This is a genomic window from Hymenobacter ruricola, assembly GCF_015694525.1.
Lineage (GTDB): Bacteria > Bacteroidota > Bacteroidia > Cytophagales > Hymenobacteraceae > Hymenobacter > Hymenobacter ruricola.
The window spans coordinates 15,297-35,761 of record NZ_JADQDM010000015.1 but is presented as its reverse complement, the minus strand read 5'-3'; the positions used below and the strand labels follow the sequence as shown (position 1 = coordinate 35,761).

At 64.4% G+C, this 20,465-nt stretch carries 22 protein-coding genes; 10 read left to right on the top strand and 12 right to left on the bottom strand.

The features are described from left to right. Positions 1-9: 9 nt before the first annotated feature. The 6 genes from I2H31_RS20315 to I2H31_RS20290 all read left to right on the top strand — a co-directional run bounded on the left by I2H31_RS20315 (position 10) and on the right by I2H31_RS20290 (position 4,600). Positions 10-687 carry a zinc metallopeptidase gene (locus I2H31_RS20315; protein WP_196294886.1) on the top strand — a complete coding sequence of 226 codons (678 nt, stop codon included), beginning with the start codon at positions 10-12 and terminating at the stop codon, positions 685-687. 253 nt (positions 688-940) lie between these two features. Then, a complete protein-coding gene (locus I2H31_RS20310) occupies positions 941-1,567 on the top strand; it encodes a helix-turn-helix transcriptional regulator (RefSeq protein WP_196294885.1) in 627 nt (208 codons plus the stop codon). A 111-nt stretch (positions 1,568-1,678) separates the two neighbouring features. Beyond that, positions 1,679-1,921: a hypothetical protein gene (locus I2H31_RS20305; protein WP_196294884.1), complete on the top strand. Its 243-nt coding sequence runs from the start codon at positions 1,679-1,681 to the stop codon at positions 1,919-1,921. A 350-nt stretch (positions 1,922-2,271) separates the two neighbouring features. Then, complete coding sequence (locus I2H31_RS20300) at positions 2,272-2,991, top strand: hypothetical protein (RefSeq protein WP_196294883.1); 720 nt, start codon at positions 2,272-2,274, stop codon at positions 2,989-2,991. Positions 2,992-3,024: 33 nt separating this feature from the next. Continuing rightward, on the top strand, positions 3,025-3,843 hold the full coding sequence (locus tag I2H31_RS20295; protein ID WP_196294882.1) for a hypothetical protein: 819 nt from the start codon (positions 3,025-3,027) through the stop codon (positions 3,841-3,843). A 259-nt stretch (positions 3,844-4,102) separates the two neighbouring features. After that, on the top strand, positions 4,103-4,600 hold the full coding sequence (locus tag I2H31_RS20290) for a hypothetical protein (protein ID WP_196294881.1): 498 nt from the start codon (positions 4,103-4,105) through the stop codon (positions 4,598-4,600). Positions 4,601-4,624: 24 nt separating this feature from the next. On the opposite strand, the gene I2H31_RS20285 is transcribed toward I2H31_RS20290, so the two are convergent. The 5 genes from I2H31_RS20285 to ettA are packed head-to-tail and all read right to left on the bottom strand — an operon-like array spanning position 4,625 to position 11,250. Continuing rightward, positions 4,625-5,881 (bottom strand): hypothetical protein, encoded by a 1,257-nt coding sequence (locus tag I2H31_RS20285; protein WP_196294880.1) that lies wholly within the window; start codon positions 5,879-5,881, stop codon positions 4,625-4,627. A 54-nt stretch (positions 5,882-5,935) separates the two neighbouring features. Then, positions 5,936-7,093: a hypothetical protein gene (locus tag I2H31_RS20280; RefSeq protein ID WP_196294879.1), complete on the bottom strand. Its 1,158-nt coding sequence runs from the start codon at positions 7,091-7,093 to the stop codon at positions 5,936-5,938. 22 nt (positions 7,094-7,115) lie between these two features. After that, positions 7,116-8,402: a hypothetical protein gene (locus tag I2H31_RS20275; protein ID WP_196294878.1), complete on the bottom strand. Its 1,287-nt coding sequence runs from the start codon at positions 8,400-8,402 to the stop codon at positions 7,116-7,118. A 42-nt stretch (positions 8,403-8,444) separates the two neighbouring features. After that, the gene (locus I2H31_RS20270) at positions 8,445-9,536 is read right to left on the bottom strand and encodes a hypothetical protein (RefSeq protein WP_196294877.1); all 1,092 of its coding nucleotides are present in this window, start codon (positions 9,534-9,536) and stop codon (positions 8,445-8,447) included. 49 nt (positions 9,537-9,585) lie between these two features. Continuing rightward, positions 9,586-11,250 (bottom strand): energy-dependent translational throttle protein EttA, encoded by a 1,665-nt coding sequence (gene ettA, locus I2H31_RS20265; protein ID WP_196294876.1) that lies wholly within the window; start codon positions 11,248-11,250, stop codon positions 9,586-9,588. Between the two features lie 272 nt (positions 11,251-11,522). On the opposite strand from ettA, the gene I2H31_RS20260 reads away from it, so the two are divergent. From I2H31_RS20260 to I2H31_RS20250, 3 genes are all read left to right on the top strand, one after another. Further along, entirely contained in the window at positions 11,523-12,839 is a 1,317-nt protein-coding gene (locus I2H31_RS20260) for a DUF349 domain-containing protein (RefSeq protein ID WP_196294875.1), read from the top strand. Positions 12,840-12,952: 113 nt separating this feature from the next. Then, the gene (locus I2H31_RS20255) at positions 12,953-13,174 is read left to right on the top strand and encodes a DUF2795 domain-containing protein (RefSeq protein WP_035561220.1); all 222 of its coding nucleotides are present in this window, start codon (positions 12,953-12,955) and stop codon (positions 13,172-13,174) included. Positions 13,175-13,302: 128 nt separating this feature from the next. Further along, positions 13,303-13,977 carry an ABC transporter ATP-binding protein gene (locus I2H31_RS20250; RefSeq protein WP_317192250.1) on the top strand — a complete coding sequence of 225 codons (675 nt, stop codon included), beginning with the start codon at positions 13,303-13,305 and terminating at the stop codon, positions 13,975-13,977. Positions 13,978-13,991: 14 nt separating this feature from the next. Here I2H31_RS20250 and I2H31_RS20245 read toward each other — a convergent pair whose 3' ends face one another. From I2H31_RS20245 to I2H31_RS20235, 3 genes are all read right to left on the bottom strand, one after another. Continuing rightward, positions 13,992-15,191, bottom strand: coding sequence for a lycopene cyclase family protein (locus tag I2H31_RS20245; RefSeq protein ID WP_196294873.1), 1,200 nt, complete (start codon positions 15,189-15,191; stop codon positions 13,992-13,994). Positions 15,192-15,280: 89 nt separating this feature from the next. Beyond that, positions 15,281-16,021 carry an LOG family protein gene (locus I2H31_RS20240; RefSeq protein ID WP_230687955.1) on the bottom strand — a complete coding sequence of 247 codons (741 nt, stop codon included), beginning with the start codon at positions 16,019-16,021 and terminating at the stop codon, positions 15,281-15,283. Between the two features lie 372 nt (positions 16,022-16,393). Further along, entirely contained in the window at positions 16,394-17,623 is a 1,230-nt protein-coding gene (locus I2H31_RS20235) for a Glu/Leu/Phe/Val dehydrogenase dimerization domain-containing protein (protein ID WP_196294871.1), read from the bottom strand. Between the two features lie 296 nt (positions 17,624-17,919). Between I2H31_RS20235 and I2H31_RS20230 the strand changes: the two genes are divergently transcribed. Beyond that, positions 17,920-18,186, top strand: a complete 267-nt coding sequence (locus tag I2H31_RS20230) for an ArsR/SmtB family transcription factor (protein WP_223827754.1) — start codon at positions 17,920-17,922, stop codon at positions 18,184-18,186. A gap of 57 nt (positions 18,187-18,243) precedes the next feature. Here I2H31_RS20230 and coaE read toward each other — a convergent pair whose 3' ends face one another. Genes coaE through I2H31_RS20210 form a run of 4 tightly spaced genes read right to left on the bottom strand, consistent with a single transcriptional unit; the run spans position 18,244 to position 20,448 of the window. Beyond that, positions 18,244-18,849, bottom strand: a complete 606-nt coding sequence (gene coaE / locus I2H31_RS20225) for a dephospho-CoA kinase (RefSeq protein WP_196294870.1) — start codon at positions 18,847-18,849, stop codon at positions 18,244-18,246. A 2-nt stretch (positions 18,850-18,851) separates the two neighbouring features. Continuing rightward, positions 18,852-19,586, bottom strand: coding sequence for a YbbR-like domain-containing protein (locus tag I2H31_RS20220; protein WP_196294869.1), 735 nt, complete (start codon positions 19,584-19,586; stop codon positions 18,852-18,854). 2 nt (positions 19,587-19,588) lie between these two features. Then, complete coding sequence (yajC, locus tag I2H31_RS20215) at positions 19,589-19,915, bottom strand: preprotein translocase subunit YajC (protein WP_196294868.1); 327 nt, start codon at positions 19,913-19,915, stop codon at positions 19,589-19,591. 23 nt (positions 19,916-19,938) lie between these two features. Then, positions 19,939-20,448, bottom strand: a complete 510-nt coding sequence (locus I2H31_RS20210; RefSeq protein ID WP_196294867.1) for a DUF1573 domain-containing protein — start codon at positions 20,446-20,448, stop codon at positions 19,939-19,941. Positions 20,449-20,465 lie beyond the last annotated feature (17 nt).

Sequence of the window (20,465 nt, the reverse complement as noted above, 5' to 3'; positions counted from 1 at the left end):
CTTTTTGTCATGATTATCCTATTGATTCTGCTGATGCTGGTGAGCGCGGGCATTCAGTGGCGCCTGCGCAGCAAGTTCCGGCAGTACGCCCAAGTAGGCCTGCAAGCCAATTTGACAGGTGCCCAGGTGGCCGAGCTCATGCTGGCCGACCACGGCATCACCGACGTGCGCATCATCAGCACCGAGGGCCGCCTCACCGACCACTACAACCCCACCGACAAAACCGTGAACCTGAGCGAGGGCGTGTACGCCGAGCGCAGCGCGGCGTCGGCGGCCATTGCGGCCCACGAGTGCGGCCACGCCGTGCAGCACGCCACGGCGTATTCCATGCTGCAGTTCCGCTCGGCCATGGTGCCGGCCCTGAGCGCCGTGTCGAAGTGGATGCCCTGGATTTTGATAGCCGGCGTGTACATGGTCAACCGCTCCGTAATTCCGCTGGGCGTGGGCATTGTGCTGTTTTCGCTCACCACCCTGTTCTCGTTCGTGACCCTGCCGGTGGAGTTCGACGCCTCGCGCCGCGCCCTGGCCTGGATGGACCAGCGCGGCGTGGTGACCACCCAGGAGCACGCCATGGCCAAAGACGCCCTCTGGTGGGCTGCCATGACCTACGTGGTGGCGGCCATCAGTTCGCTGGCCACGCTGCTGTACTACGTCAGCATTTTCCTGGGCGGCAGCCGCCGCAACTAGCTCATTCGCTCTCCTGGGCACAAAAAACGCCGCCTTGCTTGCAGGGCGGCGTTTTTTGTGTCCGGTTGTTTTCAACCCACTCAAATATGCCCGCAACAGACAATTCTTAAAATTAGTACATATAAAATAATAATTATTGATAATTAAATTATGATGCATATTTTGCGCAGACCTTTCCTGTACTAACCCTTCGCTTCGGCTGGCGCTTTGCGGCGCGGCGGCGCGGTGGGGTTGAACCTCTTTTCTGCCCGCCATGCTTAGTTCTACCCCAACGGCCCTGGTGGCCGCCATGCCTACCCTGTTTCGGCAGGGGTTGCTGGCCGTGCTACGGGAGCAATGCCCCGCCCTGCGCCTAACCCTCACGGCCAACGCCGCGGAGGCTGCCGAACTGATGACCCAACACGCCTTTGGGCTGCTGGTGCTCGACGGCGCCCTGCCGGGGCTCAACCTGACGGCGCTGCTCGCCAGCCTGCGCCGCGCCCGGCCTGCCCAGCGCCTGCTCGTGCTGGCCGACCCGGGCACGCCGGCCCAGCGCGCCGACGCGCGGGCCTGGCCGGGCACCCGCCTGCTCATGCCCGCGCACGTGCCGCCGCACGCCCTGGCGGCGGCGCTGGCGCCCTGGCTGCACGCCCCGACCGGGAACTACAGCCCGGGGCCGCCCCAGATAGTGCCGCCTTATGCCGTTGTGGGCCGTTTTAGCCGCCGCGAGTTGGAGGTGCTGCGCCTGGTGGTGGAAGACTGCTGCAACGAGGAAATTGCGGCCCGCCTGTTCATCAACGTGCGCACCGTGGAAAGCCACCGCCGCAACCTGCTGCAGAAGACGGGCGCACGCACGGTGGTGGGGCTGGCGGCCCGGGCCGTGCGCGAGGGCTGGGTGTGAGGGGCAAAGTTCAGTGCTGGCACTGATGCGGTGGGCAGCGGGAATGCCGTGCTTTACACCAGGGTCCGGCAATGGCAGGCCGGTGGCCTTCACCCTTTTTTCTGTAATGCAATGGGTACTTGGAAAGGCATCATTGGGGCCAGCTTCACGCCGGATGCGTTCGACCAATATTGCCATCGGCTGCACTGGCTGGCGTGGCGGCCCAGCTTCGGGGTGCTGCACAACGCGGCCGTGCCCAGCCTGGCGCAGCGGCCCGGCGGCCCGGTGAAAAAGGGTGACTTCAGGGACGCCGTGCAGGCCCTGCTGGTGAAACGCCACGAAGGCGAACACGCGCCGGACCCGCCCGTGACCTGAACGCCGCGTCGGACGGCTTCTGCGCCCCGCCCGATGCCTGTTGTCCTACTCCGCCCATCTTTCCCACTGCGCCGGACCGTCGGCGTCCACCTCCGGACAGCTTTTATCCTGCTCCGGACATTCCGCCCGCAGTTCCAGACCGTTTCTCAGCCGCTCCGGACCGTTAGTATCCAACTCCCGACCCCTTTTGTCCTGCTCCGGGCCCGCCGTGTGCCGCGCCGGACGGCGGGCCGGCTACTCCGAAGCCTGCCCCAACCGCTCCGGGCCCTCCGGGGCCTAACCCAGGCCCTTTCTGGCCCGCTTTCTTGTAAAAACATCATTCTCCCACCGGCTTTTCGCCCCCCAGCCCCATGAACAAAGACCAGCTTGCCCGCCTCGCCCGCCACCGCAAGGTGCAACAGGTGCTCGCCGATAATGCCACGGCCGTGGCCGCCGTGCCCGCCTTCGCCAGGCTCGCGGCGCAGTACCAGGCGCAGCTGGGGCTGCTCGACGGCACGGCCCGCAAAAAGGGCGTGGCCTCCGAAGGCGCCACCCTGGCCAAATCCGCCGTCGGCACCGCCCTCATCGCCCGCCTCGTGAAAGCCGCCAACGCCCTCTACCTGCTCTACAAAGCCGAGGAGCCCGCCAACGTCGCCGAGGCCGCCGGGCTGCACCGCCGCGCCAGCGACTACACCGCCATGACCGACCAGGCCCTGGCCGCCGAAGCCACCGACCTGGCCCGGCGCGCGGCAGCCCACGCGTCGGTGCTCAAAAAAGAATATAACTGGGATACCGACGCCACCACGGCCCTGGCCGACGCTGCCCAAGCATTCGCCGCCCAGCTCAGCGCCCCCCAGCTGGCCATCGACGCCGCCAAAATCAAAGGCGCCACCGCCAAATCCACCCTCAGCGCCCTCAACGTCTTCCTCAAAGACGACCTGCGCGCCGGCATGGAGCTGCTCAAAGACACGCACGAGGACGCTTACAAGGCCCTGCGCGAGGCCAGCCAGGTGGATGACGCGGCGTATCAAAAGAAGAAGGCCAAGCGGCTGGTGGGGAGGGAGACAGGCCAGGACAACACAACTGCTTAACCAAACGCCAATTTTTGCAAAGACCAAACCGCCATGTCACATTTCACAAAGCTCCCTCTTCCGCAGTTGCTGCTGCTCCTGCTGCTACCCAGCGTTGGCCTGTTGACGGGCTGCACAATAGCGGGGAATGTTTTTAGAGGCTCAACGGCAAACAGTCGGGCAGGAATTGTTCGCGCTAGAAAATTTGTCAGCGACGACTCCAAAGACGGCACGCTCTTTTGGTCTCACTTCGACGCCACCAAACGCTCCTCCATTATCAACGCGAAAGCCGACGGCACTACGACGGTGTTGGCCGAAGTAACGCCGGATGCCGCTGTGCAAAAATCGTTGGACCTGCTGTCCAAAGCGAAAGTACTGGACAAGGTAGACGCAGAGGCCCAGTTGAAAACGGCCTCCACCATCGCCCAGCTTGGCCAGCGAACCGCCAACGTGAATATGCTACGGGACGCCCTATATCGAATAGCCGAGGGAGCCAACAATAAGCCGGACGCTTTCTATACCTGCGGCTGTCCGGCCGATGGCAAGCCCGATGCAACAACGTCGGGCAGCACCATGTACGAACGACTGTTTCAGTCCACCCTGAAAACCTATGCCGCCGCCGTAAAAGACGAAGCCGAAGCCGAAAAGGCAAAAGCCGAAGCTGAGAAAGCCAAGAGCGAAGCCGAAAAGGCGAAAGCCGAAGCCGAAAAAGCGAAACCCAAGCCCGCCCCAGATGCTGCCCCTACTCCCAAGCCAAGCACTCCGAGCGATTCCACCACCGCCACTGAGATGACGCTTAAGCTGGAAATGTCGGCTAAAACGGCACCTGCTAAAAAGAAGGTCAAGGGCAACAAGCAGAAAGTGAAAAAGTAGCTACCTCCTCTCGCAACCCCCTTTTCCTGGTAAACCCATGCCCCGGCCGCGCCCCACGCGGCCGGGGCTTTTTTCAAGCCCCCCAAACACCGCCCCACAAACGCCGCATCCGCCGCCGTGCGCGAAGCGGCTTCCCGCCTAAGCTCGTGGGCGGCGGCGCGGGCGGCGCGAAGCTGCGCTATCAGTTTCTTTTGTAGCTCTTTCGATTCGGGAACTGGTACCCGGCTAGCTTGCCAATCATTTCACCCGACCGCATCCGATGCCATCTGCTTTCCTCCCCGCCTGGGGCCCCGCCACCCTCTTCCGCCTCGGCACCACCCCGCCCGAAACCTTCCCCGTCTCCTGCTCCTTCACCGGCCCCGCCTGCCGCCTCACTTTCGGCCGCGAACTGGTGTGCGAGCTGCGCCCCCACGGCCCGGAACTGGAAGGGAAGTGGCGTTTCGGGCTGCACCAGCCGCTGGCGCTGCCCGCGGGCGCGGCGGCCACCGTGCGGCACGAGCTGCGGCTGTTCGTGTACAAGCCAGCCGGTGCGCGCGTCACCGTGCAGCTCAAAGCCGCCGGCACCACGCAGGCGCTGCTGCTGCGCGAGGAAGCAGTGAGCGAAGGCGAAGAGTTTCTTGCCCTGCTTGCCCCACTCAGGCTGGCCCACGGCGGACAAGCGGTGTGGCTGGAGGTGCAGGCCCAGCGCCCCGCCGGCCCCGGCCAAGTGCTGGTGACGGTGGACGCGCTGACCCTGACGCTGGAACCCGGGGCCTGACCAGCCCGCGCCAGCCGCCCCGCCTCAATAGTTGAAATCCCGCGGTTCGCCGGCCAGCTCCCGGCCGCCCAGGATGGCTGTGGTCAGGTACGTGGGCGTGGCGCAATATTCCTCCATATCGTCGTCTTCGGGGCCGTTCGCATCGTGGTAGGCGCGGTACGCGTCGGGAGCCGCCAGCGCGAGGCCGGTGGCCAGCCGGAACTGGTAGTCATCGAACACGGCCGGCAGCGCGGCCAGCAGCCGGGTGCGGTCCAGCTCCTGGGCGGCGGCCACGATGCCCAGGCGCCAGTCGGCGTGCGCGGCCACGGGCCAGGGGTTGGGGGCCGCCCACAGGTTTTCGCGGCTGGTGTCGGCCCGTTCGGTGTAGTGGCTGTGGTGGCTGCCCTGCAGCCGCAGCCAGGCGCGGCGGTAGGCAATGAGGGGTTCGGGGTCGGGCTCGAAGGCGCGGGCGAAGGCCTCGAACCGGGCCGGGTCCTGCTCGATGTATTCGTCGGGCGCGCTGTCGGCGGTTTCGGGGGCGTGGTCGTAGTAAGACGGGCGCGGGTCGGGCACGTAGGGCGCTGGGGGCTCGCGGGTGTGCTTGTCGGCGAAGTACAGGTCTTCGTAGTACTCCTGGCGCTCGCCTTTGTGGTTGGGGTGGGTGGCGAAGGGGTAGCCCGCGGGCGCGCCCAGGCGGGCATCGTAGTAAGCGTACCAGTCGGGGTAGGCGCAATAATCGTCGTGCGCTTCCAGGGTGGGCGGGTGGGGCTGCTGCTGCCGCCACCCGGCCCGCATCCAGTCGTATTCCTGCCAGTTGTCGAAGCGGCGGTGGTCGGGGTGGTCGCCCACGTCGCGGCAGGCGGGGCTGGCCAGGTACTCGCAGTACAGCTCAAATTCGGCGGGCGTGATGGGCGGCAGCCAGGGGCAGGCGTGAATGTAGCGGCTCCAGCGGTTGAACTGCTCGCCCACCAGCACGCCGGGCAGGGCAATTTCACCGGCCCGCCAGCGCACCTGCAGGTCAAACAGCTTCTTCTGCTGAATGTCGAACAGCCGCTCGTAGGCGCTTTCCTGGTACTCGATAACCTGGTGGAAGCGAAACTTCACCATGCCCGGCCCCGTGCGCAGGCACTTCACCTTGTGGGCCGCGTAGTGTTTAATGAACGCCTCCACGCTGGCCGGCTCGTAGCCCGCCAGGTAGGGCTGGTAGCGCGGGTCGGTGCGCAGCTCGTGCTCGAAGTCGCGCTGCTGCCGGGCAAACCGTTCTGCTTCTTCGGCCGCGTTGAGGTGATAATTAGTAGCCATACGGTAACCAAAAAAAGCCGTGAGATAGAGAATAAACAACGGAAAGCGCCCGCGCTAGTGGCCCGGCTGCCGGGCCTGGTACGTGGCGAAGGCCGCGCGAATGGCCGTGGCCAGGCAGCGCTTGCGGTGGTCGAGCCAGGTGAGGTGCAGGGCTTCGCGCCAGTCCTCGGCCGCCGCGATGGGCAGGCGCTCGGGAATCTCGGTCAGCCGCCGGCCGGCCTCGTGCCCGGCGTTGTTGAGCAGGCGCTCCACTTCGGCCACGGCCGGGGCTTCCGGCTCGGTGGGCGGGGGCAGGCAGGCCTGGTGGTAGCGTTGCAGCTCGGCGGTTTCCTGCTCGCGCATGAGGGTAGCGGTGAGGCCCGCGTAGGCGGCGTAGCCCAGCCAGGGCAGGGGCGCGGGCCCGGTGGGCTCGGGGGTGGGCGGCGGCGGCGGCGGCAAGGCGGGCCGAAAAAGGCCGGAGAAGTCGCCCTCCTCCGCGTCGTCGTCGTCGGGGCCATTAGCGAAGCCGCGTAGGTTGGGCCGGGCCAGCACCAGGTTGGGCGGGCCGTCGCGCTGGTCGCACCAAGCGTACCAGCCGGGGTACCACAGTGCCTCCCCGGCCAGGGGGGCGGGGCGCCGCCGGCGCAACACCCCGGCGGGGTCATAGTCGTCGCCCCGCAGCAGCAGGTAGCGCCGGAAAGCGTCGTAGTCCTGGAAGTCATCGGGCTGCACCGCCTCCGGGTCGGCGTCCGCGCAGTAGGGGCTGGCCAGGTAGGTGAGGTAGTCCTCCACCTCTTCGGCAGTGATGCGCGGCAGCCAGTGGCACTTTTTTATCTTATAGCCCCAATGCCGGAAGTCGGCGGCCGTGTGCACGTGGGCATCGGCGGCCGTGGCCTCGCCGGCCCGCCAGCGCACCTGCTCGGCAAACAGCTTGCGCTGCTGAATTTCCCGCAGGCGGTGCTTGGCCTCGCGGGCCAGTTCTTGGTCGAGGCGCTGCTCGTACTCCAACTGGTTGCGGCCGGCGGTGAGGCTGCTGGCCCGGCTGTCGGCGTAGGATTCCAGAAACCCCCGGCCGTCGTCGCGGAACTGCCGCAGCCATTCCTGCACGGCGGGGTTGTCCTGGTGCCGGGCCAGGGTTTCGGCCTGCAGGCGCACCATTTCGCGGTGGCGGGCCGCCGCGCGCCGGGGGTCGTGGTAGGGCAGGTAGCGGAGGGATGGGTCGTCGTCGGGCATGGGTTGGGGCAGGAAAGAGCGGTTAGTAGTTGAAATCCTGGGGTTCGCCGCACAGGGCCCGGCCGCCCAGCACCCATTCGCGCTGCACGTTCAGCACGTGCTTCTCGTAGTCCTCGCGGCTCATCCCCTCGTGTTCGGCCGGCGGGGTGGGGCGCAGGCCCAGCGCCAGGCGCTGGCGGTACTGCTCGTACACCGTGGTCAGGGCCTCGGCCAGCCAGCGCTTGCGCAGGTCGGTGGCGGCCGTCACCAGGGCCGCGCGCCAGTCGTCGGCCCCGGCTTCGAGCGGCACCAGCTCCTCGGCCTCCATCAGCACGTCAAACGCGTTGCTCACTTCGTCGTTGTCGGTGTCGCGGTGGTGCAGGCCGGCATCCATGGCTTGCTTGAGCTGCCGGAGGCGGGGCGTGGGGTCAAACGCTTCGGCGATTTCGTCAAACAGCTCGTCCCAGTCGCAATGCCCCCACATGGTGCGCCGGTCGTGGCCGGCCGCGGGGTCGGGCACCGGGGCAGCCGGGTCGGCCACGATGGCCGCGATAACGGCGGGCAGGGTGTCCGCCACCGGGGCGCCCCCAAGGGCGGCGGCTTTTTCGGCGGCCTGCCGGGCGTGGGCGGCCTTCAGGTACAGGGTGGCGTAGTGCTTCTGGCGCGCGCCGCGCAGGTCGGGCAGGGCCAGCATGTCGGTGCCGTGGTGGCGGTCGTGGTAGCGGTACCAGGGCAGGTAGCCGGGGTGGAAGTTGTTCTGGCTGGCCTCGTCGTCGGCATAAAAGTCGTCAGGGTCGTAGTCCGGCTCCGCGGTCAGGTGGGCGTCGGCGTAGTTCTGCCAGTTGTCGGGCCGCCAGTCGCTGTAGTGGTCGGCCGCGTCGAGGCATTCGGGGCTGAGCAGGTAGGCCCGGTACAGCTCCACCTCGTCGGGCTCAATGGGGGGCAGGAACTCGCAGCGCTCGGGGTGGCCCTCCCACTCGCCAAACTGCTGGTAGATGTTCACGCCCGGCAAGTCGATTTCTTTGGCCCGCCAGCGGCACTGCAGGTCAAACAGCTTTTTTTGCTGAATGTCCCACAGGCGCTGGTAGGCCTCGGTGTGCAGCTCGGCGGCGTGGCGCTCCCGCCACTGCGCCTGAACGGGGCCGTGCAGCACATAGCGGGCCTTGCGCTGGGCATACGCTTCGATGAACGCCGCCACGCTGGCCGGGGTGTAGCCGGCGAAATACGACTGGTAGTCGGGGTTGGTGCGCAGCTCGTGTTCGGTGTCGCGCACCAGTTGGGCCAATTGGCGGCGCTCGGCGGCCAGCTTCCGGGTGATTTCAGAGGGCATGGACAGCGGTATAAAAGGAACGGCTCGAACTCTCAGCCCCGGCTATCCCAGCGGCGGGTGGGCAATGCCGGCCTGTTCGCGCAGGCAGTAGTCGCGGTAGGCCGCCGGCAGGGCGTCGGCCAGGGTCCGCTTCCCGTGGGCCACCTGGGCCCGGCGCAGGCATTCGCGCCAGTCGGGGCCGGCCGCCACGGGCACGGGTTCGCGGGCTTCGCTCAGCTCTTCGTACACGCCGTACATGGCTTCGGTTTCGGCGTCCTGCTCCGGCCGGAACTCCATGACGCGCATATACCGCAGCACCTCCCGGCTTTCAAACCGCTTGATGAGGGTTTCCGACAACGCCAAATCGGTGGCGCTTAGGTGGCGCAGCGGCGGTTCCGGCGGTTCCGTTGGGGTTTCGGGCGGCACAGGCGCGGCGGGCAAGGCCGGGCTCGGGGCCGGGCTACGCTCGTCGGGCAGGCGTAGCAGTGGGCCGGTGCCCCTGTACAGGTCGTAGTAAGCGTACCACTCCGGGTAGCGAAAAAGCAGGTTGAAGAGGTTGCCGAAGGAGTCTTGCAGGCCCTCGGGCAGGGCCCGGCCCATGTCGTGGCCCGGCGAGTCCGAGCCCGCCTCTTCCAGCCGGTGCCACTGCCGGAACATGTCGTATTCCTGCCAGACGAGCTGCCCGGTAACGCCCGCCCCCACGTCCACGCAGTCGTCGCTGAGCAGGTAGGCCCGGTACAGGTCCACGTCCTCGGCGCTGATGGGCGACAGCAGCGGGCAGCGGGTAATGTCGCGGCCCCATTCGGCAAATTCCGCTCCGGTTTCCACACCGGGCAGGTCGAGCAGGCCTGCCCGCCACTCGCATTGCAGGTTAAACAGCTTTTTCTGCTGAATTTCCCACAGGCGCTCGTTTGCTTCGGTCAGCGGCCGCAGGGCGCGGTTTTCCTCAGCCGCCAGCCAGCCGGGGCCGTGCACGAGGTAGCTGGCTTTTTTTTCGGCATAATGAGCGAGCAGGCCACTGCCATCGCCGTAGAACTGCGTCAGCCACGCCTGCACGGCCGGGTCGGCGGCCAGCCGGGCTTCGGTTTCCTCGGCAATGCGGGCCTGTTCGCCGAAACCATCGGCTTCCTGGTCATAATGGTCGGCAGTGTTCATGGCAGGGCTGAAGGGACGCGCCAAGCTACATCACTGCCGCCACATTTGCCTACCCCAGCTTCTTGTACCGCACGCGCTTCGGCTCCACGTCGCCCAGGCGCTTGCGCTTGGCTTCCTCGTAGTCCGAGAAGTTGCCCTCGAACCACACCACCTCCGAGTCGCCCTCAAACGCCAGAATGTGCGTGGCCAACCGGTCCAGAAACCACCGGTCGTGGCTGATGATGACGGCGCAGCCGGCAAAGTTCTCCAGCGCGTCCTCCAGGGCCCGGATGGCGTTCACGTCCAGGTCGTTGGTCGGTTCGTCGAGCAGCAGCAGGTTGGCGCCTTGCTTGAGGGTCATGGCCAGGTGCACGCGGTTTTTCTCGCCGCCCGAGAGCATGGCCACTTTCTTCTCTTGGTCGCCGCCCCCGAAGTTGAATTTGCTCACGTAGGCGCGCGAGTTCACCGGCCGGCCGGCCAGCAGCATGGTTTCGGTGCCGCCCGTGATGGTGTCGAACACCGACTTGCTACCGTCCAGCGTGTCGTGCTGCTGGTCGATGTAGGCGGTTTGCACCGTGGGGCCGACTTCGAACGTGCCCGCGTCGGGTTGCAACTGGTCCGTAATCAGCCGGAACAGCGTGGTTTTGCCCGCGCCGTTCGGCCCGATGATGCCCACGATGCCGCCCTGCGGCAGCGAGAAACTCAGGTTCTCAAACAGCAGCTTGTCGCCAAAGGCTTTGGTGATGCCCTCTGCCTCAATCACCTGCGCGCCCAGGCGCGGGCCGTCGGGGATGAACAGCTCCAGCTTCTGCTCCTTGTCTTTGGCTTCCTCGCTGGCCAGCTTGTCGTAGTTGGCGAGGCGTGCTTTGCCCTTGCTTTGGCGGGCTTTGGGCGACATGCGCACCCACTCCAGCTCGCGCTGCAGCGTCTTGGCACGCTTGCTTTCCTGGTTTTCTTCCTGGGCCAGGCGGGCGGTTTTTTGCTCCAGCCAGCTGCTGTAGTTGCCCTTCCACGGAATGCCCGAGCCGCGGTCCAGCTCCAGAATCCAGCCGGCCACGTTGTCGAGGAAGTACCGGTCGTGGGTCACGGCGATGACCGTGCCTTTGTATTGCTGCAGGTGCTGCTCCAGCCACAGCACGCTCTCGGCGTCGAGGTGGTTGGTGGGTTCGTCCAGCAGCAGCACGTCGGGCTCCTGTAGCAGCAGGCGGCACAGAGCCACCCGGCGCTTCTCGCCGCCCGAAAGGTTGCCAATGACGGCCTCCTGCGGCGGGGTGCGCAGGGCGTCCATGGCGCGTTCCAGCTTGGTGTCGAGGTTCCAGGCGTCGAGCTGGTCCAGCCGCTCCTGCACCTTGCCCTGGCGGTCCAGCAGCTTGTCGAAATCGGCGTCTTCGGCCCCGAAGGCCTCGTTGATTTCGTCGTATTCTTTCAGCAGGGCCACGGTTTCGGCGGCGCCTTCCTCCACCACTTCGCGCACGGTTTTGGTGGGGTCGAGCTGCGGCTCCTGCTCCAGGTAGCCCACCGAGTAGCCCGGCGAAAACACCACTTCGCCCTGAAACTGCTTGTCGACGCCGGCAATGATTTTCAGCAAACTCGACTTGCCCGAGCCGTTGAGGCCGAGCACGCCAATCTTGGCGCCGTAGAAAAACGAGAGGTAGATGTTTTTGAGAACTTGCTTCTGGGGCGGGTAAATCTTACTCACGCCGGCCATGCTGAAGATGATGGTCTGGTCGCTCATGGGAAATCGTGGGGAAAGGGCGAATGAAAGAATTGCAGCCGCAAAGAACGACAACCCCGGCTTGTGGGCCATGCCTCGGCCGCCGGGTTTTGCGGCCCATGCGTCGGCCGCGGGGCGACATCGAACCCGCTTTCGGGCCCGTTTCCCGGGGCCTACATCATTACATCACCTTTTTACCGTAAACTTGTATTCCCTTCCCCTTCCCTTTTCAGCCACTTCATTCCTTTTCCCTCTTCCCCCTCGCCCTCCTACCCACGAGCTTACACATCAGTATGGAACCAACCGACCACTTGCTGGCCGAAGCCCAGCGCTACGGCTACGTGGAAGCCGGCGGCGTGTGGCTGCGCCCCGTGCTTGCCCAGCCCGCCCGCCAGATTGGCCTGGTCAAAGAAACCGACGAAGCCGCCCTCCTCTACTTCGCTCACCGCTTTGAGACGCTACGCGCGAAAGTAGACGCCTTGCTGGCCAAAATGGACGCCAGCGAAAACAAAGGGTCGTTTTTGATGAAGGCGCTGCACCTCAAAGAGCAGCTGCTGACCTTCGACGGCCTCGGCGATTTCGAGAGCCTGCACCGCCGCCTCACCGAGACCGAGCAGGCCATTGGCGTGACCGTGAGCCAAAACCGGGAGAAAAACCTGGCCACCAAGCTGGGCTTTATTCAGGAGGCCGAAGCCCTGCGCGACAGCGTGGAGTGGGTGTCGGCCAGCGAAAAGGTGAAGGACCTGCGCCAGGGCTGGCTCAAAACCGGCCCCATCGACAAAGCCCTGACCGACGAACTGGAAACCCGTTTCCAGGCCGCCATCCAGGAATTTTTCGACCGGCGCAAGGCTTTCCAGTCCGACAAAAAGGCCATGGCGGCGCGCGTGCAAAATCGCTACCGCGACCTCATTCAGCAGGCCGAAAACCTAAAAAACTCCGACCAGTTCGAAGCCACCTCCCGCCAGCTCAAGCTGCTGCAGCAGGCCTGGCGCGAAGTAAACGGCACCCTGCCCAAAAAGCAGGCCTCCGAGCTCTGGACGCGCTTCCGCGCGGCCAACAATCATTTCTTCGAGCGCCTCAAAGCCCACATTGCCGCCCAGCAGGCCGCCGGCCTCGGTGCCGCCGCCACCCCCGAGCAGCTGCTGGCCCGCAAGCGCGTCCTCGCCGAGCGTGCCGAAGCCCTGATGGCCGTACCGCCCCAGGAAGCCATTCACCAGGCCAAAGCCCTGCAGGCCGAATGGAAACAGGTCGGCACCGTGCGCGGCGAAGAGTCCGACCGCATCTGGCAGCGCTTCATGGTGGCCTGCGACAAGATATTCGAGCTCAGTGCCCTGGAGTACCACCTGCGCAAGCGCGCCGCCACCGAAACCCTGCCCACGGCCCCGGCCGAGCGGGCGCGCTTCCGGGCCAGCACCCTGCGCGAGATGCTCACCGACGACCACGCCGAACTGGCCACCCTGCGCGACAACCTCGACAAGCTGAGCCCCAGCGCCGCCAATGACTCGTTCCGGCAGCTGCTGCAAACCAAAATCCGGTCGTTTGAACGCAAAATTCGCACGAAAAACGACCTGATTGCCTTGTTTACCCAGCAGGCACAGGCGGCTGGCTAAAACTTTGGGCCGCGTTTTGCGTTGCCGGAAATACCGCCCACAAGGCCCTCGTTTCGGGCTTGTATCTTGCCCGGAAATAGTTACCTTCGCCCACCTTTTTTTATCCGACTCCTATGTATTGGACACTCGAACTGGCTTCTTACCTGGAAGATGCTCCCTGGCCCGCCACCAAAGACGAACTGATTGACTTCTCCATCCGCTCGGGCGCGCCCATGGAAGTGGTGGAAAACCTCCAAGCCCTGGAAGACGACGGCCAGCCCTACGAAAACATCGAGGAAGTGTGGCCCGACTACCCCACCAAGGAGGACTTCATGTTCAACGAGGACGAATATTAATGGTGTCTGGTGCTTGGTTGTTGGTGCTTGGCTATTTCCAGGATTAACTGCCAGCAATGAGCCAAGCACTGATAACCAAGCACCAAGCACTTCAAATAGAAAATCTGGTTGCGGGCTACCCCGGAAGGGTGTTGGTTCGCAACCTTTTTTTGTGCCTGCCCGCGCCCGCTTTCGTGGCCGTGGTGGGCCACAACGGCAGCGGCAAAACCACGCTGTTTCGGGTGCTCACGGGGCAGCTGCCCTACCAGGGCAGCGTGCAGTTGCTGGGGCAGGAAGTGCGCAGCTTGCGCCGGGCTGCCGCTGCCGGCCTGCTGGGCTACCTGCCCCAGCGCGGCAGCATTGATTTCTCCGTTGCCGTGCGCGAGCTGGTGGTGATGGGCCGCTACCGCCACCACGGCCTGCTAAGCGCTTATGCTCCGGCCGATTACGCGCTGGCCGATGCCGCGCTGGCCCAGGTAGGCATGGCCCACCTCGCCGCGCGCGACTTTACCCAGCTCTCCGGCGGCGAGCAGCAGCTGGTGTGGCTGGCGCAGCTCAGCCTGCAGGATGCCCAGGTGTATTTGCTGGACGAGCCCACCCAGCAGCTCGACGTGTACTACCGGCGCCAAGTGTTCGGCTTGGTGCATCAGTGGGCCACCACGCAGGGAAAAACCGTGTTGTGCAGCACCCACGACCTCGACAACCTGCCCGAGCTGTCCGGCTACCTGCTCAACCTTTCGGAAGCCGAGCCGCAGCTGCGGCCCATTTCGGCCGCCACCGTGCAAGCCGCCCGCACCTGCCTGGAATTGGCCCCGCAACGGTAGAAAGCCCTTGGAGGCTACTCGCGCTGGCCCGGCCGGCCCCGCAGCACCTGCGCAATGGACCGCATGAACGGGCCCGCCGACACCGAGTTCATCACCCGCAGGTTGTCGGCCCACGACGTTTCCTCGTCCAGAAAGCGGAAGATGCGCTCCACCGGGTTGCGCTCAAACAATTGGCGGAAAATGTCCCGCGTGGTTTCGCCGCGGCGCTTCATGATGTCGAGCAGCAGCGTGTCGAAGAGGCGGAACTGCCATTTGTCGCCGGTGGGGTCGGCGGGCGGACGGCCGGTGCTGGCCAGCGCCGCCACCAGCCGCTCCGAGTGCTGCTGGATGCGCTTGAAGGCGTAGCCGGTGCTGGGCTTGGCTCGCCCGCCGCGGGTGCCCAGGTTGAGGATGTGCGGGCCGTTGCGGGCCGGCAGCGGGTGGTCCGTCATCGGAATGGCGCCCACTTCCTCGGCCACAATGTGGTAAGATTTCAAGCCGAGCGTGTGGCTTAGATAGTCGCGAATAGCCGCTTCGTATTCCGCTTTAGGCAATACTTTTTCTGAAAATAACGTGTACTCTACCAACGCTTTGCGAGCCGAGAAGGGCAGCACGTAGATAAACCGCGCCTCATGATGCTGCTCGCCGCGAAAGTCCATAAACTCCACCGTGGCTGGGTCGAAAACATCGGTTTCGGTTTCAATTTCCCAGCCCACGAAGTGCTGCAACAGGTAGCGGTGCTTCGTGGGCTGCTGCTTGGCCAGGTTTGGCGGGCGGCTGTCGAAGGCGTAGCGGGCCGTGAAAGACTGCCCGGCTATTTCCATGTGCGCTCGGGCACCGGCGGGGGTGTTTTCCAGCCCGGTCACGGCGCCGCGCACCAAGGTAAACTGCGGATTATCGGCCAGCGCCCGGCGCACGAAGCGGTAATAATCCAGCCCGTTGATGGTTTTGTAGCGGTAGCGCCCAAGGTCGATGACCCGCGCAAAGCCGGGGCTGCGGAAGGCAATCTGCCGCCACTCGTGCGCCACAATGCCGTCGAACACCGTGGGCGCATCGGCCCAGAACGACCAAGTCCGGTCGTTCTGCTCTTTGGCTTCGGGCTCAATGAGCAGCACTTTTTTATCGGCCAGGCGCGGCTCCTGCGCGATGTGAAAGGCCAGGCTGAGGCCCGCCGCGCCGCCGCCCACAACGAGGTAGTCGAAGTCAACATCAGCGGCGAAAGCGGGGGAGGGCATAGGCAACGGCAACGGAAGGCGAAAGCTACCCACAAAAAAGCCGCTTCCGAAGAAGCGGCTTTGGGTAACCACGATGTTGCCGGGCCGGTTTAGAAGTTCGGCGACAGCAGGTACTTGTGGTAGAAGTCGTCGATGATTTTCACCGCCTCGCTGGCGTCGTCCACAATCTGCACGAGATTCATGTCCTCGGGCGAAATGTTTTTTTCTTCCAGCAGCATCACGTCGTTCACCCACTTAAACAGGCCGTTCCAGTAGGCCGAGCCCACCAGCACGATGGGGAAACGGCTGATTTTCTTGGTCTGAATCAGCGTCATGGCCTCAAACAGCTCGTCGAGCGTGCCAAAGCCGCCGGGCATGCCCACGAAGGCCTGCGCGTACTTCACAAACATCACCTTGCGCACGAAAAAGTAGTCGAAGTTGATGCACTTGTCCTGGTCGATGTAGATGTTGTGGGTTTGCTCGAAGGGCAGCTCGATGTTGAGGCCCACCGATTTACCGCCCTCGGAGCGGGCTCCCTTGTTGCCGGCTTCCATGATGCCGGGGCCCCCGCCCGTGATGACGCCGTAGCCGTGGCGCACCAGCTTGGCCGCAATTTCCTCGGCCATCTGGTAATACGGGTTGTCGGGCTTGGTGCGGGCCGAGCCGAAGATGCTCACGCACGGGCCGATTTTGGACATCTTCTCGAAGCCCTCCACAAACTCAGCCATCACCTTGAAAATCTGCCAGCTGTCGGCGATTTTAATTTCGTTCCAGTCCTTGTCCACGAAAGCTTTGCGCAGGCGCTGCTCGTCTTCGAGGGCCATGGCCGGCTCGCCGTGCGTCTGGCGCATTTCCGTGATGGAGGTCAGTTTGTCGTCGTTGACGTTGGGCTGCTTGATGGTTTTGCCGCTGCCGGCGTTCAGCATCTCGTCGGCGACTTTGGTTTTGCTGGTCTTGGGTTTTTTGAGTGTAGACATAAGTACAAGTGGGAATTCCTACCAAAACAAAATCGCCCCGGACCGGGGCGAATCAAAAGTAGGGCGTCAAAGATATCGATTTGTTGGCAAATAAACACGCGTGGGCGAAGTTTCAGCGCTTGAATAAGAGCCGGATGCCGAGCCTGCCCGGGCTGCCGGTCCGCTACAATCGATTGCAGCGGGCCAAAGCAATACTGCGGGCAAGCTCGACCTGACTGGTTGCTATTCTCCTGAGTGCATTTTGCCTTACACCAGCTGCCGCAGTGCCATTTCAAACGAGCGCTGCGCAATGCCGGTGGGCTGCGCATCCTCGGCGTGCGTGCGCTCCAAGGCCGCGCCGATGATGCGCGACGTATCGGCGAAAATGGCTTGGTCGGTGATTTCAGCGCCGGTTTCCATGAGGTAGGCAAACACGCGGGCCATGCCGCAGTTGGCGATGAAGTCGGGCACGACGGCCGCGCGCTCGTCGGCGTAGACGCCGGTGGGACCGAAGAAAATTTCGGGGTCGGCGAAGGGCACGTTGGCCCCGCAGCTAATCACCTTCAGGCCGCCGGCCAGCAACTGCTCCACCTGCGCCCGCGCCACGAGGCGCGAGGCCGCGGCGGGAATAAAAATGTCGGCCCCCACGGACCACACCTTCTCGTTGATTTCCTCGAACGAGAGTAAGTTGTCGGCCGTCAGCGCGTTGCCCTGGCGGGCCAGCAGCAGCGCCCGGATTTCTTCCAGGCCGAAGCCTTCGGGGCTCAGCAGCCCGCCGGCCCGGTCGATGATGCCCACGATGCGCACGCCCTGGCCGGCCAGGTAGTAGGCGGCCGCCGCGCCCACGTTGCCCCAGCCCTGGATGATGGCCCGCTGCCCGCGCACGTCGGTGCCGGGCCAGAGGCGGTAGTAGTGGCGCACGGCTTCGGCCACGCCGTAGCCGGTGATGAGGTCGGCCACGGTGTATTTGCGGGCCAGGTCAGGCGAAAAAGCGGCGTCTTCCACCACCTTCACCACGCCTTGGCGCAGCTGGCCCAGCTTCTGGATTTTCTGGGGTTCGGTGGCGCGGTAGTGGCCGTTTACGACGCCCTCCTGCGGGTGCCAAAGACCGTATTCTTCAGTGATAGGGATAACCTCATGTATCTCATCCACGTTAAGGTCCCCACCGGTGCCGTAGTAGTTCTTCAGAAGCGGAATGACGGCCCGGTACCAGCGTTCCAACACCCCGCGCTTGCGCGGGTCCTGCGGGTCGAAATTGATGCCCGATTTCGCGCCGCCAATTGCCGGCCCCGATACCGTGAACTTGACCTCCATCGTCTTTGCCAGGCTTTCTACCTCGCGCTTGTCCAGGCCTTTGCGCATGCGCGTGCCGCCCCCGGCCGCGCCGCCGCGCAAGGAATTGATGACCACCCAGCCTTCGGCTTCGGTTTCGGCGTCTTGCCACTCGAAAACGATTTCGGGGCGTTTGTTTTCAAACTTGGTAAGCAGGTCAAGCATCGGCGGGGCACAAAAAAGCGTCTCCAAAAGCAGAGCCGCAAAGGTAAGGCCCAGCCCACGGCCGGTCCCGAAAACCGAATTGCATTTGGCGCAGAAATAAAATCTTTAGATACTCAAGTATTGCAGCGCAAAATAGGTTCTTTCTTCCCTATTTTGCGGGCTGCTTAGGAACTACCTGAGTAGTACAACTGTATTGCACTTATTCTACGCTTCCATTTTTCCGTTCACTTTTTATTGATTTCATGAAACCATTGCATTCGCGTGTTGAAGCGCAACAGTTGGACCGTGCCGCGGCTATGCTCAAGGTTCTCTCGCACCCCAAACGACTGGCTATTGTTGACCTGCTGGGCAAAACCAAAGGCAAAGACAGCCAAATGTCCGTTACCGATATCTACCAAGCCCTCGACCTGCCGCAGGCCATTGCTTCGCAACACCTCATCACCCTCAAAGACCGGGGCGTGCTGAAGTCGAGCAAAGTGGGTACCAAGATTTATTACTCCTTGGCCGTTCCCCAACTGCTGAAAGTAATTGATACCCTGGAGGACTATTCGGGCCGGTTGTAACCGGAGCAAGCTCATCAATCTACCAGAAGGAGGCTGTTTCGCAAGAGGCAGCCTTTTTTACGTGCCCTGCGGAGCGCTGAACGCGGCGTGCAGGGCCAGCACCTGCGGCAGCAGCGGCAGCACGTCGTCGTTGGTGAGGACGTAGTCGGCGCGCTGCCGCTTTTCGTCCTCGCTCAGCTGTTTGGCCATGATGGCTTGCACGTCGGTCCGGGAACGGTGGGCGTCGCGGCGCAGCACCCGCGCCTCGCGCACCGCCAGCGGCGCAAACACCGTGATGATGCGGTCGAGCTGCTTATAAGAGCCCGCCTCAAAGAGCAGCGCGGCTTCCTTGAGCACGTACGCGTGCCCGGCGGCTTCCTGAGTTTTCGCCCAGGTTTCAAAGTCGGTGCCCACGTGTGGATGCACCAGGGCGTTGAGCTGGGCCAGCAGGCCGGGGTTGTTGAAAACCGTGGCCGCCAGCACCGGGCGGTTGAGGCGGCCGGCCGCATCGTACGTATCCGGGCCGAAGGCGGCGCCGAGCTGCTGGCGCAACGCGGGACCGTTTTCCATCAGCCAGCGGGCGCGGGAGTCGGCGTCGTAGGTGGGCACGCCCAAGGCCTGAAACAAGCGACTGGCAATGCTTTTGCCCGAGCCAATGCCGCCGGTGATGCCAATGCGTAGCATAATCAATGAGGGGAAGTGTGAGAAGCGCGGCGCCGGCCCCGTTGCGCAGGCGCCACGGGCGCTCCGGCGCGCTGCGCCCGCACCACCGATGCCGAAGCCCGCACCCGTGCGGGAACAACCAGCTCTATCTCGGTGCCTTCGGGGTCGTTCGAGCCCGGGGGGAGGGCCACGGGGTAGGGGTTGGGCAGTGAATTTATCAAAGTGGCCGGCCCCCGAAACGCCACAACCGCCGGGCTAAAGCGCACGACCGGAGCGGGAACCGTGTCAGAAACCAGTACCAGCGGCAGGCGGCGCGTGGCAAAGCGGTCGAAGGTGAGGCGCAGGGTGTCGCCGGCCCACTCGGTTACCTGCACGTTCTCCAGGGCGTTTTGCAGGCCGCGGCGCCATGCCGCGGGGGGCAGGTAGCGGGTGCCGGGCAGAGGAACGGGGCGCAAGTCGGCCGGCCGGACGCCCCAACCCATGTTGGCCCGCAGCAGGCGCCAGCCCTGGCCCGTCACGGTCACGGGCAGGGCCGTGGGCAGGGGCCGCAGCGGCACGTAGCGGGCCGAATCGTAGTGCCAGGCCAAGGGGCAGCTCAGGCGGGTGGTGTAGGTTTTGTTCAGGGCATTCATTTGCCAGAACAGGCCCGCGGCCAGCAGGCAGGCCGTCACGGCCCGGTAGAAGCTGGGCTCCTGGCCCGCGAAGGGGCGCACGAACCAGCGCAGCAGCCGGCCTGCCCGGTTCAGGGGCCCGTCCATGACTAGCTGGTGGCCGCCTCGGTGCCGGTGGTGGCCTTGCTGCCCACCTCGCGGGCAATGGCCGAGCGGTCGAAACGCAGCTTGGTGCCACGGTCCACTTCCACCACCACGGTGTCTTCAGTTAGGTCGACCACCAGGCCATGCAGGCCGCCAATGGTGACGATGCGGGCGCCCTTGGCCAGCGCCTGCCGGAAGGCCTTGGCTTCAGCGGTGCGCTTTTGCTGGGGCCGAATCATGAAAAAATAAATCACCAGGCCAATGGCAATGGGGAAAATCAACGAGGTCAAATCCATTCCCCCGGCGGCCTGTAAAAGCAAGGTCAACAGCATGGCTTACAATTAAAAGGGATGCGTTAAAGGGCTTTCTGCTCGTTGGCCGTCAACACGTTGCCTTTGATGAGGATGGTCGTGATGTTGGGCTGGGTGTTGGCCCGGATGGCCACCTGCTTGCTGATGATGCCCTGCTTGCCGTGGCTGTCGAACTGCACTTCCATCTTGCCCTGGGCACCGGGGGCCACGGGCTCGTGCGTCCAGCTGGGCGTGGTGCAGCCGCAGGAAGCGGTAGCGTCCTCAATCAGTAGCGCCGACTTGCCGGTGTTGGTGAACGTAAAGGTGTGGTGCACCTTGGTGCCGGGCTGAATGTCACCGAAGTCAAATTCCTCCTCGGCGAATTTCATCACCGGGGCGTTGGGGTTCACCGCTTCGTTTTCGCTCACCACGTTGGGGTTGTCCACCGTGGGATTGGCCGCGGCGTCGGAGGCTTCGGTGGCAGCCGCGTTCATGCCTTCGGTGCCCACCTCGTTTTTGTCGCGGTTGCAGGCACCAAGCAGGAGGGCAGTGGCAAGGATAATCTGGTATTTCATAATGCGGAGACAGGAGG